13 protein-coding genes are annotated in these 14,654 nt (G+C 65.8%); 4 read left to right on the top strand and 9 right to left on the bottom strand.

Annotated elements, in window-relative coordinates; translation table 11 throughout:
* The first annotated feature begins 130 nt into the window (after positions 1-130).
* The 3 genes from nrdI to ACJH7A_RS08975 all read left to right on the top strand — a co-directional run bounded on the left by nrdI (position 131) and on the right by ACJH7A_RS08975 (position 4,025).
* Positions 131-574 (top strand): class Ib ribonucleoside-diphosphate reductase assembly flavoprotein NrdI, encoded by a 444-nt coding sequence (nrdI, locus tag ACJH7A_RS08985; RefSeq protein ID WP_061000407.1) that lies wholly within the window; start codon positions 131-133, stop codon positions 572-574.
* Complete coding sequence (gene nrdE, locus ACJH7A_RS08980; protein ID WP_082762311.1) at positions 541-2,709, top strand: class 1b ribonucleoside-diphosphate reductase subunit alpha; 2,169 nt, start codon at positions 541-543, stop codon at positions 2,707-2,709. The genes nrdI and nrdE overlap by 34 nt, the downstream gene beginning before the upstream one ends.
* Positions 2,710-2,843: 134 nt before the next feature.
* Positions 2,844-4,025: a threonine synthase gene (locus ACJH7A_RS08975; RefSeq protein WP_406801806.1), complete on the top strand. Its 1,182-nt coding sequence runs from the start codon at positions 2,844-2,846 to the stop codon at positions 4,023-4,025.
* Here the strand turns inward: ACJH7A_RS08975 and ACJH7A_RS08970 are convergent.
* From ACJH7A_RS08970 to ACJH7A_RS08945, 6 genes are all read right to left on the bottom strand, one after another.
* Entirely contained in the window at positions 3,964-4,638 is a 675-nt protein-coding gene (locus ACJH7A_RS08970) for a response regulator (RefSeq protein WP_064858005.1), read from the bottom strand. The genes ACJH7A_RS08975 and ACJH7A_RS08970 overlap by 62 nt on opposite strands.
* Complete coding sequence (locus ACJH7A_RS08965) at positions 4,628-4,978, bottom strand: sensor histidine kinase (RefSeq protein WP_234789576.1); 351 nt, start codon at positions 4,976-4,978, stop codon at positions 4,628-4,630. Before ACJH7A_RS08965 ends, ACJH7A_RS08970 begins: the two co-directional genes overlap by 11 nt.
* Entirely contained in the window at positions 4,872-6,272 is a 1,401-nt protein-coding gene (locus ACJH7A_RS08960) for a hypothetical protein (protein WP_244602420.1), read from the bottom strand. Before ACJH7A_RS08960 ends, ACJH7A_RS08965 begins: the two co-directional genes overlap by 107 nt.
* 50 nt (positions 6,273-6,322) lie before the next feature.
* Entirely contained in the window at positions 6,323-7,675 is a 1,353-nt protein-coding gene (locus ACJH7A_RS08955) for a CitMHS family transporter (RefSeq protein WP_406801805.1), read from the bottom strand.
* Positions 7,676-7,801: 126 nt separating this feature from the next.
* Positions 7,802-8,866, bottom strand: coding sequence for an alpha/beta hydrolase (locus ACJH7A_RS08950; RefSeq protein WP_212813735.1), 1,065 nt, complete (start codon positions 8,864-8,866; stop codon positions 7,802-7,804).
* Entirely contained in the window at positions 8,863-10,434 is a 1,572-nt protein-coding gene (locus tag ACJH7A_RS08945; protein ID WP_212813737.1) for an NAD(P)/FAD-dependent oxidoreductase, read from the bottom strand. Before ACJH7A_RS08945 ends, ACJH7A_RS08950 begins: the two co-directional genes overlap by 4 nt.
* A 246-nt stretch (positions 10,435-10,680) precedes the next feature.
* On the opposite strand from ACJH7A_RS08945, the gene ACJH7A_RS08940 reads away from it, so the two are divergent.
* Positions 10,681-11,472 (top strand): SGNH/GDSL hydrolase family protein, encoded by a 792-nt coding sequence (locus tag ACJH7A_RS08940; RefSeq protein WP_406801804.1) that lies wholly within the window; start codon positions 10,681-10,683, stop codon positions 11,470-11,472.
* A 105-nt stretch (positions 11,473-11,577) separates the two neighbouring features.
* Here ACJH7A_RS08940 and ACJH7A_RS08935 read toward each other — a convergent pair whose 3' ends face one another.
* The 3 genes from ACJH7A_RS08935 to ACJH7A_RS08925 form a co-directional block, all read right to left on the bottom strand.
* Positions 11,578-12,966 (bottom strand): flavin monoamine oxidase family protein, encoded by a 1,389-nt coding sequence (locus tag ACJH7A_RS08935; protein ID WP_406801812.1) that lies wholly within the window; start codon positions 12,964-12,966, stop codon positions 11,578-11,580.
* Positions 12,967-13,441: 475 nt separating this feature from the next.
* Positions 13,442-13,822, bottom strand: a complete 381-nt coding sequence (locus tag ACJH7A_RS08930) for a hypothetical protein (RefSeq protein ID WP_212813742.1) — start codon at positions 13,820-13,822, stop codon at positions 13,442-13,444.
* Between the two features lie 210 nt (positions 13,823-14,032).
* Complete coding sequence (locus ACJH7A_RS08925) at positions 14,033-14,599, bottom strand: MspA family porin (RefSeq protein ID WP_234880711.1); 567 nt, start codon at positions 14,597-14,599, stop codon at positions 14,033-14,035.
* Positions 14,600-14,654 lie beyond the last annotated feature (55 nt).

The following is a 14,654-nucleotide window of genomic DNA, read 5'->3' as shown; positions in this document are numbered from 1 at the left end:
GCACGCCAGCAGGCCCGATGAAATGAAGGAGAACAGTGCCGAATACAGCACACACGAATATAGACCGTCCGCCAGTCACCGTGGCGGTCACCGCCTAGAAGACAACCAACCGGGGGAGGAGAAGGAAACAGTGAGCAATCTCGTCTACTTCTCCAGCGTGTCGGAGAACACCCACCGCTTCGTCCAGAAGCTGGGTATCCCGGCCACTCGCATCCCCCTGCACGGCCGCATCGAGGTCGACGAGCCCTATGTGTTGGTGCTCCCGACCTATGGCGGCGGACGTGCCACCCCGGACATCAACGACGGTGGCTACGTGCCGAAGCAGGTCATCGCCTTTCTCAACAACGAACACAACCGGTCGTTGATCCGCGGCGTTATTGCCGCGGGCAACAACAACTTTGGTGCTGAATTCGCGTACGCGGGCAATGTGGTCTCTCGTAAGTGTGGTGTTCCGTACCTCTACCGCCTCGAACTCATGGGAACCCCGGACGACGTCATCGCCGTTCGTGAGGGTCTGGAAGATTTCTGGAAGGAACTCTCGTGCCACCAACCGTCACAGCTGCAGAACCGGTAGCCGCCACCACGCACGCGCTGCCCGGTGAGAGCGACTACCACGCTCTCAACGCGATGCTCAACCTGTACGACGCGGACGGCAAGATCCAGTTCGACAAGGATGTGCTCGCGGCGCGGGAGTACTTCCTGCAGCACGTGAACCAGAACACGGTGTTCTTCCACTCGCAGGACGAGAAGCTCGATTACCTGATCGAGAAGGAGTACTACGAGCGCGAGGTGCTCGACCAGTACAGCCGCAACTTCGTCAAGCAGTTGCTCGACCGGGCGTTCGCCAAGAAGTTCCGCTTCCCGACGTTCCTGGGCGCGTTCAAGTACTACACCAGCTACACGCTGAAGACGTTCGACGGCAAGCGCTACCTCGAGCGCTTCGAGGACCGCGTCGTGATGGTCGCCCTCACCCTGGCCGCCGGTGACACCGAGTTGGCCGAGAAGCTCGTCGACGAGATCATCGACGGTCGGTTCCAGCCGGCCACCCCGACGTTCCTCAACTCGGGCAAGAAGCAGCGCGGCGAGCCCGTGTCGTGCTTCCTGCTCCGCATCGAGGACAACATGGAGTCCATCGGCCGCTCCATCAACTCGGCGCTGCAGCTGTCCAAGCGCGGCGGTGGAGTTGCGTTGCTGCTCAGCAACATTCGTGAGCACGGCGCGCCGATCAAGAACATCGAGAACCAGTCCTCGGGCGTCATCCCGATCATGAAGCTGCTGGAGGACTCGTTCTCCTACGCCAACCAGCTCGGTGCCCGCCAGGGCGCGGGTGCGGTCTACCTGCACGCGCACCACCCCGACATCTACCGCTTCCTCGACACCAAGCGTGAGAACGCCGACGAGAAGATCCGGATCAAGACGCTCTCGCTGGGCGTCGTCATCCCGGACATCACGTTCGAGCTGGCGAAGAAGAACGAGGACATGTACCTCTTCTCGCCGTACGACGTCGAGAAGGTCTACGGCCTGCCGTTCGCCGACGTCAACGTCACCGAGAAGTACTACGAGATGGTCGACAACGGCGCCATCCGCAAGACGAAGATCAAGGCGCGCGAGTTCTTCCAGACCCTGGCCGAGCTGCAGTTCGAGTCGGGCTACCCGTACATCATGTTCGAGGACACGGTGAACCGGGCCAACCCGATCGACGGCAAGATCACGCACTCGAACCTGTGCTCGGAGATCCTGCAGGTGTCGACGCCGTCGCTGTTCAACGAGGACCTGTCCTACGCCAAGGTCGGCAAGGACATCTCGTGCAACCTGGGCTCACTGAACATCGCCAAGGCCATGGACTCGCCGGACTTCGCCCAGACCATCGAGGTGTCGATCCGGGCCCTGACCGCGGTGTCGGACCAGACGCACATCTGGTCGGTCCCGTCGATCGAGCAGGGCAACAACGATTCTCACGCCATCGGCCTGGGGCAGATGAACCTGCACGGCTACCTGGCCCGCGAGCAGATTCACTACGGCTCCGAAGAGGGCATCGACTTCACCAACATCTACTTCTACACGGTGCTGTTCCACGCGCTGCGCGCCTCGAATCGCATTGCGATCGAACGCGGTACGAAGTTCGGCGGGTTCGAGAAGTCGAAGTATGCCTCGGGTGAGTTCTTCGACAAGTACACCGACCAGGAGTGGGCGCCGAAGACCGACAAGGTGCGCCAGATCTTCGCCGATGCCGGCATTCACATTCCGACGCAGGATGATTGGCGTTCGCTGAAGGAATCGGTGCAGGCGCACGGCATCTACAACCAGAACCTGCAGGCCGTTCCGCCGACGGGCTCGATCTCGTATATCAACCATTCGACCAGCTCGATCCACCCGGTCGCCTCGAAGATCGAGATCCGCAAGGAAGGCAAGATCGGCCGCGTTTACTACCCGGCGCCGTACCTCACCAACGACAACCTGGAGTACTACCAGGACGCGTACGAGATCGGCTACGAGAAGATCATCGACACCTACGCCGCCGCGACTCAGCATGTGGACCAAGGGCTTTCGCTGACGCTGTTCTTCAAGGACACCGCCACGACGCGTGACGTCAATAAGGCGCAGATCTACGCCTGGCGCAAGGGCATCAAGACGCTGTACTACATCCGGCTGCGCCAGATGGCTCTGGAGGGCACCGAGGTGGAGAATTGCGTCAGCTGCATGTTGTAAGCGTAGCTAACTAAAATGCGGGCTAGGGAATCCCCTGGCCCGCATTTTTGCGGCGACCACCTTGGAAGCTTGGCGTGTCTGCGGCCCGCGGTCCGCGGAAGGCCCGGCATGCTTCATGTGGGAGGGGAGTGTCGATGACTGTGCAGGAAGCAAGCCTTGTCGACCGAAGCGGGCGGCGATATCCCGCTGACCAACCCCGCTGGCGCGGTGACGACGGCAGCCCACTGGCCTTCGAACCGCTACCGGGCATCGGCCGCGAGCAGATCGCCACTGCGATCAACTCCCAGTGGCGTTACCGCTCGGCATTGCCAAATGATCCCTTGGCGCACATCGATCCGGTGACCCTCGGCGAGGGGCGGACGCCGTTGATCACCCGGACCTTCGACGGCGTCGACGTCGGCCTGAAGGTCGAGTCGATGAACCCCACCGGCAGTTTCAAGGATCGTGGCGTCGCGGTGATGGTGACTGCCTTGCGCCACCAGGGGATCGACCGAGTTCTCGAGGACTCCAGCGGCAACGGCGGATCCTCGGTCGCGGCGTACTGCGCGGCAGCGGGTATCGAAGCCCACATCCTGGTGCCGGCGGCTACGTCGCCGAACAAGATCGTGCAGAGCCGGCTGCACGGTGCCGACATCGAATTGGTCTCCGGCGCCCGACAGGACGTGGCCGACGAGGCGGTGCGCCGAGCCGACACAACGTTCTACGCCAGCCACAACTGGCATCCGTACTTCCTGCAAGGCATCAAACTGATCGCCTACGAGATTTGGGAAGACCTCGGATTCCGTGCCCCCACAGCGGTTCTTGTGCCCGCCGGTGCCGGCAGTCTGGTCCTCGGCTGCGCCATCGGATTCGGCGAACTGCATCGAGCCGGCGCGATAGAGCTGATGCCGCGAATCCTCGTCAGCCAGCCGCAGAATTGCTGTCCGCTCGTCACGGCCATCGAACAGGGGTGGGACGAGGTCGCCGAACACGAGTGGTCGACGACCGTCGCCGAGGGGACGGCCATCGCCAAACCCGTGCGGGATCGCGAAGTGCTGCAAGCGATCCGGGACACCGGTGGGACAGCCGTCGCGGTCCCGGAGGACGAGTTGGTTCCCGCCGTGGGCGAGCTTGCCAGGACCGGGCTGTTCGTCGAACCCACCAGCGCCCAGGTCGTGCCCGCGTTGCGCCGGCTGCATGCGGCTGGCGAGATCAGTGCCGCGGACACCGTCGTCGCCGTCCTCACCGGATCCGGGCTGAAGGCCAATCACCTTCTCACGCCAGGGCATAACGCTGGCGAGGGCGGCCTGCAGAGCCATACTGCAGGCCCATCGTGAGGGTGCCGGCCCGCACCAGATCCGCGAGGTAGCGCCGCGCGGTAGCCGGGGCGATGCCCACCAGTTGCGCTATCTCGTCTGCCAACAACGGTTCCCCTGCCTCGCGCAGCGCGTCCACGATCAGGCGCTCGGTCAGCGGGGCGCCGTCGTCCTTCTTGGCTGCCGGCCGCTCGGACCGCAGCGCCGAGACCGCCGAGTCCACCTGTTCCTGCGTCAGGTGTGGGCCGTCGAGAATCCGCCGATACGCCGTGTAGGCAGCCAGGCGCCGCGCCAACTCGGTGTTCGGGAACGGCTTGATGAGGTAGTGCAGGGCGCCTGCGGCCAACCCGGCCCGGATGCTCGCCGCATCGTCGGCGGCACCGAGAATGAATGCGTCGCAGCGCAGGTTGCGCACCAGGTCGATGCCGGAGCCGTCCGGCAGGTAGACGTCGACCAGCGCCAGATCCACCGGTGCCTGCGCGGCGTCGGCATCGGCCAACATCGTCCTGGCTTCCGTGATGGTTCGCGCCGAGCCGACCGTGACCAATCCGAGCATCGAGTCCACCACCGAGGCGTGCAGCGCGGCGACCCGAAAGTCGTCGTCCACCACCAGGATTCGCAGCTCACGCGTCATCGTCCAGAACACCTCCCGGAATCGTCGCCAGCACCGTCGTCGGCTCGCCGTCCGTGCCGCCGCGTGCGGCGATGGTGACGTCCCCACCATGTCCGCGTGCCACCTGCCGTGCGATGGCCAGGCCCATACCGCGCCCGCCCGGCACCGTCGGATCAGATCGCGTGGTCACGCCCTCCAAGAAGGGGTCGTCGACGGCGAACCCCGGCCCGGTATCGGTCACCACGATCACCAGATCATGTCCGTCGCGCAGCAGATCCAGCTCGACTGCCGGGACGTGCGCGTCCGGCGCTGAGTTCTCGGCCGCCGCGTCGATCGCGTTGTCGAGGAGATTCCCGACCACCGTCGTGGTGTCCACCGGGTGCGCGAGCGTACCGACCAGCGCCGTCTCGTCGCCCACTCGCAGCACGACGCCGCGCTCGTGTGCACGGGCCGCCTTCGCCCCGACGAATGCCCGTAGATGCGGCTCGTCGAGGCGTTCCAGACCCGGCACGGGGGCGACGCCGGCTCGCCCGGTGATCTCGTCCAGGTAGCTCAGCGCCTCGGCGGTCCGGTCGTCGCGGAGCAGGCCGGCCACCACGTGCAGACGGTTCGCCGACTCGTGGCGCTGTGCCCGCAACGCCGAGCTCATTGCCTGCACCGAGTCCAGTTCCCGGGGTGAGTGCCTCGATGTCGGTGCGGTCCACGGCCGTCAGCACCGTGCCCAGATCGGTGCCGTCGCGGTGTACCCGCCGGGACGACACCAACACCACGCGTTCGTTGACGGCCGCGGCCACCGGCACCGTCGTCGGCTCCGCCGCGACCGCGGCCACGCGGGGAGTCAGGCCCAGATCGCCGAGCGGTGTCCCTGGTTCGGCGGTGATGCCGAGCAACTCCCGCGCCCGCTCGTTGATCACCCGGGCGATGCCGTCCGCATCGATCGCGATGACGCCCTCGGCGCCCGAATGCAATACCGCGTCCTGCTCGCGGATCAGCTCGGCCATCTCCTCGGGCTCCAGGCTCAGGGTGAGGCGGCGCCACCGCCGGGTCAGCAGCGCCGAGCCAATGCCGCCCACCGTCAGTGCAATCGCCACCAACGTCACCATGAGGACCAGGGTGCGGTGGGTGGCCTGATTGACGGTGTCCATCGCCACGCCGACGCTGACCAGGCCGACGACGGTGCCGTCCGGACCGCGGATCGGTGCCTTCGCGCGGACCGAATCGCCGAGGGTGCCCTGCTGCACCGTCAGTTCGGACTTGCCACCGCGGACGGCGGACGGATCGGTGCTCAGCGGCCGGTCCAGCTGCGTCGCGTCGGGATGTGCGATGCGATAGCCGGCGTTGTCGGCGATCACGACGAACAACACCCCGGTGCGGGCGGTGATGGCCGCGGCCTGCCGCTGCAGCGGGGCGGCGGCCAGCTCCGCGGCGGAGGCCGGGTGGCCGGCCCGGCGCGCCGCCGATTGGGCGGCCGCGCCGGCCTGGACCTCCTGATCCGAGGCCACCGTCTCTGCGATGGCCTGGGCGCGGCGCGCGAATTCGGTTCGGGTCTGGGTGTCGGTGCGGTGGATGATGATGCCGAAACCGGCGGCCAGGCTGGCGGTCACGATCACCATCTGCAGGATCAGGATCTGCGTGCGTAATCGGATCCTCGGCATGATGGTCGAGGCTATCGCCGTCGACGACGGATCGGCCGCGGATCGGCGCGTCAGAGCGGTATCTGGCCGAGGACGACGCCCACCACCAGTATGGTCAGCGAGACCACCGCCGCGCGCCACAACACCTTCTTGTGATGATCGGCGAGGCCGACGCCGGCCAGCGCGACCAGCAGCAGGATCGCCGGGACCAGCGGGCTCTGCATGTGGAACGGCTGTCCGGTGATCGAGGCCCGCGCCATCTCGGCCGCGCTGATCCCGTAGTGGCCCGCGGTCTCCGAGAGCACCGGCAGGACGCCGAAGTAGAAGGCGTCGTTGGACATCAGGAACGTGAACGGGATGGACAGCACACCGGTGATCACGCCGAGGTGCGGACCCATCGACTCGGGGATGATGCCGGTGACCCAGGTGGCCACCGCTTCCACCATGCCGGTGCCCTTGAACACTCCGGTCAATACCGCGGCGGCGAACACCATGCCCACCACCGACACGATCGACGACGAATGCCGGGTGATCGCGGCCTGCTGTTCGGCCACTTGCGGGAAGTTCACCATGAGGGCCACGGCGGCGGCGATCATGAAGAGCACCGGGATCGGCAGGATGTCCATGGTGAGCACCGCGAGCAGCGCGACGGTGACAATGGCGTTGAACCACAACAGCTTTGGTCGGGCGAACGCGCCGGAGATCGCGCCCGAGTCGTCGGCGGCGCCCTCGAATGCGTCGCCGCCGCCGAGGCCCGCCGGTTCCGGGCCGGCACCGACACCCGCCAGGACCCGCTCGCGAACCACGATCGAACCGATCCGCTTGCGTTCCAGCACTCCCAGGTGCCACGCGAAGGCCAGCACGATGAACATTCCGGCGATCAGCGACGGGATCATCGGGACGAACACCTCGGACGGAGAGATCTTCAGCGCGGCCGCCGCGCGGGCCGTCGGGCCGCCCCACGGCACGATGTTCATGGTGCCGTTCGCCAACCCGGCGACCACGGTGAGCACCACCGGGCTGACACCCAGCTTCAGATACAGCGGCAGAAGCGCGGAGACCGTGACGATGAACGTCGTCGAACCGTCACCGTCGAGCGAGACCACCGCGGCGAGCACCGCGGTGCCGACCACCAGTCGCGCCGGATCGTGGTCCACCACGCGGATCACGGTGCGGACGACCGGATCGAACAGCCCGACATCGATCATGATCCCGAAGAACACGATCGCGAAGAACAGCATCGCGGCGGTGGGCGCCAGGTCCTTGATGCCGTCGGTGATCATCTTCCCGATCCCGCTGCCCGCTCCCGCCAGCAGGCCGAAGGTCACGGGAACGGCGATCAGCGCCACGATGGGCGTGGCGCGTTTGGTCATGATGACGACCATGAAGGCGGCGACCATGGTCAGGCCGAGGGCAACCAACATCAGCTATCTCCTGAGGGTGTGACTGGAGCAATCTCAGAAGGGTCGCTGTAACCGGCATCACAATGCGAGCTTGTACGTATTAGTCGCGCTTTTGCGCGTTTCGCTCGGTGTTGTGTTGCCGGGTGACTAGCGCAGGGCGTGTCGGATCGCGGCGGCGACGCGGCTCACCGCATCGCGGGCTGCTGGGCTGATCTGGGTCATGGAGATGTACCCGTGCACCAGGCCGCTTTCTCGTAGCAGGCGGGTCGGGACGCCGAAGTCCTTGAGCCGCTGGGCGTATGCGATGCCCTCGTCCCGCAAGGTGTCGAAACCGGCGACGGTGACGAGCGTCGGCGGCACCCCGGAGAGGTCCTCCGCCAGAATCGGTGAGACCCGTGGGTCGGAGCCGTCATCGGCATCGGGGACGTACAGCTCGGACAGCCACGCGATCTGCTTGGCGGTCAGCGCGGGGTTGTCGGCGAACTCCGCACGCGAACGGTAGCTGCCCACGGCATCGACGACCGGATACATCAGCACTTGCATCCGGGGCAGCAATGCGTCGCCCTGGAGTTTGTTCGACAGCACCGCACAGAGATTCGCGCCGGCGCTGTCACCAAGCAGGACGATCCGCGCCGGATCGATGCCCCAGTCGGTGCAGCGGGCGACGGCGAAATGCCATGCGTCCCAGGCATCGTCGACAGCCGCCGGAAACGGCGCCTCCGGAGCGAGCCGATACTCGACCGACAGGACATTGACGCCGGCGCCGGCCGCGATGAGGCGGGCGGGGGAGTCGTAATCCTGGCGACTGCCGAGGACGAAACCGCCGCCGTGCAGGAACAGCACGAGCCCGTTGGAGCGCACCTTCGGGCGATACAGGCTGGCCCGAATACCGCTGGGGAGAACGATATCGGGGTCCACGTCCACCGTCACGTTCTCGGATTTGTCCGCGAAGACCCGGCAGTCGTTCGCCATGATGGCGCGCGCCTCGGCCACGGTGCCGTCACTGAAATCAGGCTCCTCGGCGGCGAAGCGCATCAGCAGTGCGATCTCCGGCGCCATCACGTCGCCGTCGGCGTTGACGGTCGGCGGGACGAGCCGGCGGAGGACGGCCTGCGGAGCCCGGCCCAGAGCCGTGAACAGGCTCCGCTGCATCAGCTCGGCCGCGGTCAGTCGGCGGTCCGGCGTCGTGGGTCCGGCAAGGGTCGCCGTCATGACGCGACTCGTCCGGACGCTGCCCGGTTGATCTCGGCCCGGCGATCCTCGTTTTGCGTGCCGCCGACGGCGAGTTCACGTTCCAGCCGCGAGTTGAAGCGCAGATTGTCGTCGATGATCGATCCCCGGTACATCTTCCGGTCTTCCAGGAACACGTTCCGCATCTGCCAGGGCATTCCGTCGCCCTGGCGCGGTAGCGCACGCTTGGCGCGTTGCATGTACCCGGCGTCCAAGTCGAGGATCGACCGCGTGCCGACGCCCTCTGCCGCATACGGCGCGACGGTGTCGTACCCATGGGTGTCCATGTACCGGAGCAGCTCGATGAGGCTCTTGCCGAGCAGCGAAATCTTCAGTGTCCAGGACGATTTGGTGTAGCCGATCGCCATCATCCAGTTCGGGATACCGGACAGCAGGGCACCGCGGTACACCACCGCGTCGGAAAGCTCGACCGGTCGGCCGTCGACGGTCAGGTCGATGCCGCCGAACAGCCGCAGGTTCAGCCCGGTCGCCGTGACGATGAGGTCGGCCGGCAGGTGCTCACCGGACTCGAGTTCGATGCCGGTCTTGGTGAAGCGGCGGATCCGGTCGGTCACCACCGACGCGCTGCCGTCGCGGATCGAGGCGAAGAAGTCGCCGTCGGGCGCGAGGCACAGGCGCTGGTCCCACGGGTCATACGGCGGGTTGAAGTGCCGGTCCACGTCGAATCCCGCCGGCAGTTGCTTCTTGTTCAGGTGGCGGATGACGCGCCGTGCGGTCTTCGGGAACGTGGTCATCAGTTCGACGACCACCCAGTCGAGCAACACGTTCTTCCATCGGGTCGCGAGGTAGCCGCGCCGCTCGCCGAGGAGCCGGGTGAGCTTGAGGCTCAGCGTGTCGACTCGTGGCAGCGACATGATGTACGTCGGCGTGCGCTGCAGCATGGTGGCGTGGTCGGCAGCGCCCTCGCCCTTGAGGAGCGACGGGATGAGCGTGATTGCGGTTGCGCCGCTGCCGATTACGACGACCTTCTTGCCGGAGTGGTCGTAGTCCTCGGGCCAGAACTGTGGGTGGATGATGTCGCCCTCGAAGTCGTCGCGACCCTCGAACTCCGGGGTGTACCCCTCGTCGTACCGGTAGTAGCCCGTGCCGGCGTAGACCCACCCCGCCTTGATCACCTCGTTGTGCACCGCACCGGTGGCATCGGTCACCTCGACAGTCAGGACCCATTCCGCGTCGTCGCTCGACCATGCGGCGGCCACGACGTGGTGGCGGTACCTGATGATCTTGTCGAGGCCGTACTCCTCGACGGTCTCCTTGAGGTAGTCCAGGATCAGCGGTGCGTCCGCGATCGCCTTCTCATCGCGCCAGCTCTTGAACTCGTATGCGAAGGTGTGCAGGTCCGAGTCGGACCGAATGCCGGGGTACCGGAACAGATCCCACGTCCCGCCGATGGCGGCGCGCCCCTCGAGCAGTGCGATCTTCTTCGCCGGGAACTCTTTGGTTAGATACGCCGCCGCGCCGATTCCCGAGATGCCGCCGCCGATGATGACGACGTCGTAGTACTCCGGGTTGGGTACTGGGATGCTCATCTGTCGTTTCCTTCCTGCGCCGGCACTGGCGCCTTGCGATGTGCCTCAGACTGCCGGGGCCGACGTGGTGCGCACCACACCGAAATGCAACAACCTGTATCCGGTAGCGGTGTGATTCGCACCGCGCAGAATTAGGTGTGTCCTCGGCTGAACCGACTGCGGTGCCGGCATCGGCCAACCGACCCCGGGTTGGTGGGACGGGCCGTACCATCGCATGCGCGTCCGGACAGATAGAGGTGCACCGCCATGACCACGTACCGCAGGATCGCTGCACTCGGCAGCTCCTATGCCGCCGGCCCAGGCATCCAACCGGTCGTCAACCGCGCTGCGATGCGTTCGGGCAACAACTACGCGCACGTATTGGCGCGTGCCCTCGGCGCCGAACTCACCGATCTGACGGTTTCGGGCGCGACGACGTCAACCGTCCTGGATACGCCGCAGCGCGTCGGACTCGTGAAGTTCGCGCCGCAGATTCTCTCGCTGCCCGTTGACGCCGACCTGGTACTGATAACGGCCGCCGGCAACGATCTGGAGTACCTGGGTTCTGCGGTCAAGCTGGGCGTCCATTTCACGCTGAATCGCTACACGCGCGGACTCCTGCAGCGGTGGATTCCCGCCGACGTTCCCACGGCGACCGTGGAGCAGCAGAACACGGCCGCCGCGGGACTGGCCCGCATCGTGACCGAAACACGTTCGCGCGCACCGGAAGCACGTGTCATTCTCGTCGACTATCTCCCGATGGTCGGTGACATGACCGTGCCTTTCATGGATGTTCCGTTCGACAAAGCTGTCGTCGACGCTCTCGCGGCAATTCACGATCAGCTGTCGCGCGTATTCACCGACGTCGCAGAACAAACCGGAACCGATCTCGCGCAGGCATCCCGGTTCGGCCGCGGGCACGAGCTCGGTAGCCCTTCCCCGTGGATCCAGCCCCTGCAGCCTGTTCATCGCATCGCGAGTTCGTTTCACCCGACCGCAGACGGGATGAAAGCCGTTGCCACCGAACTACTGCGCATAATTGGTGAGCCTTCGAGATGACGCCGCGAGGCCGCCCCAAGGCCGATTGGCATCGGCGCCCCTCGGGGGGTGAGTAGGGCCGACGGTGCTTGGCCCGTCTGCTCGTACCCGAGGGGCGCCCGACGGTTATGCCGAGACTTCTGCGGGGCGGCCCAGTCGTTGGGCGATCTGCTCGGCGGTGTGCAGACCGGTCAGGATGGCGCCGTTCATGGTCCCGGCCCACTCGCCCGCGGTTTCCGTGCCCGCCCAGTGGATGCGCCCGTGCGGCGTGGTGAGGGCCTCGCCGTAGTTCACCGATGCAAAAGGCGGCGCGGCCGGATGCGGGCCACCCGGGGCGAAATGTTCTGTGCCCCAACAGTGATCGATGTAGTCGATGGGGCTGCCGGCCTGCTCGCCGTACAGTTCGACCAACTGGTCGAGCACCAGTTTCCGCCGAACGTCCGGACCGAAGCCGTCGTACACCCGAGCGGTGCAGAAGACCATCAGGATGCCCGGCCCGCCATCGCCGGGGGACACGTCGAAGGTGATGAACACCGGCGCGGTATCGGTCAATGCCTCACCCGAAAGCCCCTCGGACCGCCAGAAGGGCTTGTCGTAGGCGACGAATGCCTTGCTCAGGGCACCCATCGGGAAGCTCGTCGTGAGCCCCTCGGTCTTGGCGGGCAGGGCGGGGTGGTACTCGATGTACGCCCGATGCTCAGGGGCCGCGGTGACGATGGCGTACTTGGCGCTGATCTCTCCCGAGTCGGTAAAGACCGTGACGCCGTTGTCGTCTTGGGAGATCTCGCGGACCTGGGTGTTCAGCACAATTCGGTCGCCGATCTGCGCCGCGAGCCGCTTGGCGATCTCCTGCGTGGTTTCGGTGACGCGGAACTCCTGCTGTCCGCCTTCGACGGCGAGCATGTGATCGAGCCCGCCCACGGCCTGGATGTAGCGCAACACATGCAGCAGTGACACGTCGAGCGGGCTGCAGCCCCACTGCACCCTGGTGACGATGAACATCAGGGCACGTGTGCTGGTCGCGGCCTGCTGCCGGTCCAACCATTCGCCGAACGAGATCGCGTCGAGCTGACCGGCGTCGGGGGATTTCCAGGCGGCGTTGACGTCGATGGTGTCCAGCAATGTGGTCAGCTCCATCAGGATGCGGCCCAGGTCCTCGGCGTCCACCGGTCCGGTCGTCGGCAGGGTGCCGGTGTAGGTCTGGCGTTCCCCGGCCATCCAGAGAACGTTGAGCCCTTCATCGAACTGAGGGGTCAGCGAACATCCCAAGCGCTCCATCAGGTCACGGATTGCGTTGTGGCGCTGGGCAACCCAGGTTGCACCCAGGTCGACCTTGACACCGGCCACTTCCCCTGAGTACGAACGGCCACCGACCCGGTCACGGCCTTCTACGACGAGAACTGATACACCCTGACTGGAGAGCCGATCCGCGGCGCTCAGGCCGGCGAAGCCCGCACCGACAATCACGACGTCGACCGATGCGACTTCGGCGTCGCCCTCAGGTGATTTCGACAAGGTCTGCTCTTTCACGGTTTCCTCCATCGCACTCGCGGTTGAATGACGCGAGATGCAGCGGGCGGCAGTGTCGGTCAGCACCTGCGCAATGATGAACTGCCGCCCGCAGCGGATCACCCTGGCAATCTCCGCATCTCGCTACTGACAGGTTCAGTGTCGCCAGCGATGATTCGACGTGGCCACGACAACGGCCACCGACTTCCGTCGTGCAGGGGTGCACCGTGCACCCCTGATCATCGGCGAGAGGGCGATGTGACGGCTCTGTTGGGGTCGGTCGGTGGAGGTGGTGAGGTGAAGGGCGGAGCCTCCGGCGGTAACAGGCCTTTCTCTGTGGGTTGGACGGGGGAGGTGCTCGTGGGCGCCGTCGAGCTGGGCGCCCGTTGGTCTTCGTTGCCGCAGTCCGCGGTAAACAAGCCGATGACGAGAAGAACTGCCGCGGTCCGGATCGAGACCGAGTTGAGTACGGTGGCCATCGTTATTGCGCAGACTGCTGAGTGGGCGCGGGCTGGGCGGGCGGCTCAAGTTGCGGGTAGCTCGGCGGGGCCGCATTTGTCGCCTCGCCGGTGGGCACCCCCGTCTTCGGTGGTGTCCCGGTGGGACTTTCCAACAGGGGCTGCGGCCACGGCCCCGCATTGGAGACCATGCCCGGTAGCGTGCCGGTGTCGGACTGTAGGAGGGCCGAGGTGCTGTCGGGTGGCACGATGCCACCCTGCACTCCGTAGCGCATGTTGGTGTAGTTCAGGATGAACGACTGATTGGGCGCTGACGGACCGGGCTTGCTATTAGGCAGACTCACGCTGGTCTGCGTGGGATCCGCGGTGGGCCCGCTGGTTCGCACCCCGCGGGTGTCGGTCATGTGCGGGGGATAGGTGTATGCGCCCGTGCCGAATTCGTAGGTATATGCCCCGGGATAGGGGGCGGTAGGCGTTCCCGGGAGAAACGGCAGAATCGGGTCCGCGCTCGCGACAGCGCTGCAGACTGAACCCATCGTGAAAATCATCGCACTGCCCGCGACGAATCGACCGACTCGGAGTTGTGACACAGAGCTCTCCTTTCTCGTGGGACGTCAGATCTTGATCGGGTCGCCGTAGATGGCGTACGAGAAGTGGCTGGCCGCAGTCGAAATGCGCAAGTATGCGTATGAGCGGATGTTGACGTCGCCGCCACAGGCATCGGCTTTGATGTGCAGATTGTCAACGCCCAGAGACGCGGTGTTGCCCGGGCTCAGCGCCATGTTGGTCATCGGCAGATCGACGATGACGCCAGGCTGGACAATGGTTTCCAGGAAGCCCGCAGCGCCGATGGTGCCGCCGACGCCGGACGGTACGCCCGCTGAACCGGCAACGCCGCCGGTGCCGCCCATGACCAAACCTGCCGAAACGTCCGATTGGCAACCCAATTGATAGCCGAGGATGAAGAGGCTGTCCTGGATCGGATTTCCACCACCGGTCGCCGTTGCGGTCGCGGTGGCAGTGACAAATGCTTCACGCGAGTTGGCCGCCGCCGCGAGATTGGGAACAGAGTTCACGACCTCGTTCTTGATCTGCAGATTCAGATGCCAGCCGTCCGGGGACACCTTGTCGTAGACCTGCGGAGCCATGTCGACCGGCGCGGCATGTACTGCCGGTGCCATGCACAGGCTCGCCACCGACGCAGCCACTGCCGCAGCGGCAAGGACGGGAGAGGGT

This window comes from Mycobacterium sp. SMC-17, from assembly GCF_045310915.1.
Lineage (GTDB): Bacteria > Actinomycetota > Actinomycetes > Mycobacteriales > Mycobacteriaceae > Mycobacterium.
The sequence above is the reverse complement of the archived record's forward strand: the minus strand, read 5'-3'. Positions and strand labels throughout refer to the sequence as shown.

Excerpts from the sequence above, each read along its gene's own strand:
- ACJH7A_RS08975 (WP_406801806.1), top strand. The coding sequence starts at position 2,844 with ATGACTGTGCAGGAAGCAAGCCTTGTCGACCGAAGCGGGCGGCGATAT.
- ACJH7A_RS08970 (WP_064858005.1), bottom strand. The coding sequence starts at position 4,638 with ATGACGCGTGAGCTGCGAATCCTGGTGGTGGACGACGACTTTCGGGTC.
- ACJH7A_RS08960 (WP_244602420.1), bottom strand. The coding sequence starts at position 6,272 with ATGCCGAGGATCCGATTACGCACGCAGATCCTGATCCTGCAGATGGTG.
- ACJH7A_RS08955 (WP_406801805.1), bottom strand. The coding sequence starts at position 7,675 with ATGTTGGTTGCCCTCGGCCTGACCATGGTCGCCGCCTTCATGGTCGTC.
- ACJH7A_RS08950 (WP_212813735.1), bottom strand. The coding sequence starts at position 8,866 with ATGACGGCGACCCTTGCCGGACCCACGACGCCGGACCGCCGACTGACC.
- ACJH7A_RS08945 (WP_212813737.1), bottom strand. The coding sequence starts at position 10,434 with ATGAGCATCCCAGTACCCAACCCGGAGTACTACGACGTCGTCATCATC.
- ACJH7A_RS08940 (WP_406801804.1), top strand. The coding sequence starts at position 10,681 with ATGACCACGTACCGCAGGATCGCTGCACTCGGCAGCTCCTATGCCGCC.
- ACJH7A_RS08930 (WP_212813742.1), bottom strand. The coding sequence starts at position 13,822 with ATGACCGACACCCGCGGGGTGCGAACCAGCGGGCCCACCGCGGATCCC.
- ACJH7A_RS08925 (WP_234880711.1), bottom strand. The coding sequence starts at position 14,599 with ATGGCACCGGCAGTACATGCCGCGCCGGTCGACATGGCTCCGCAGGTC.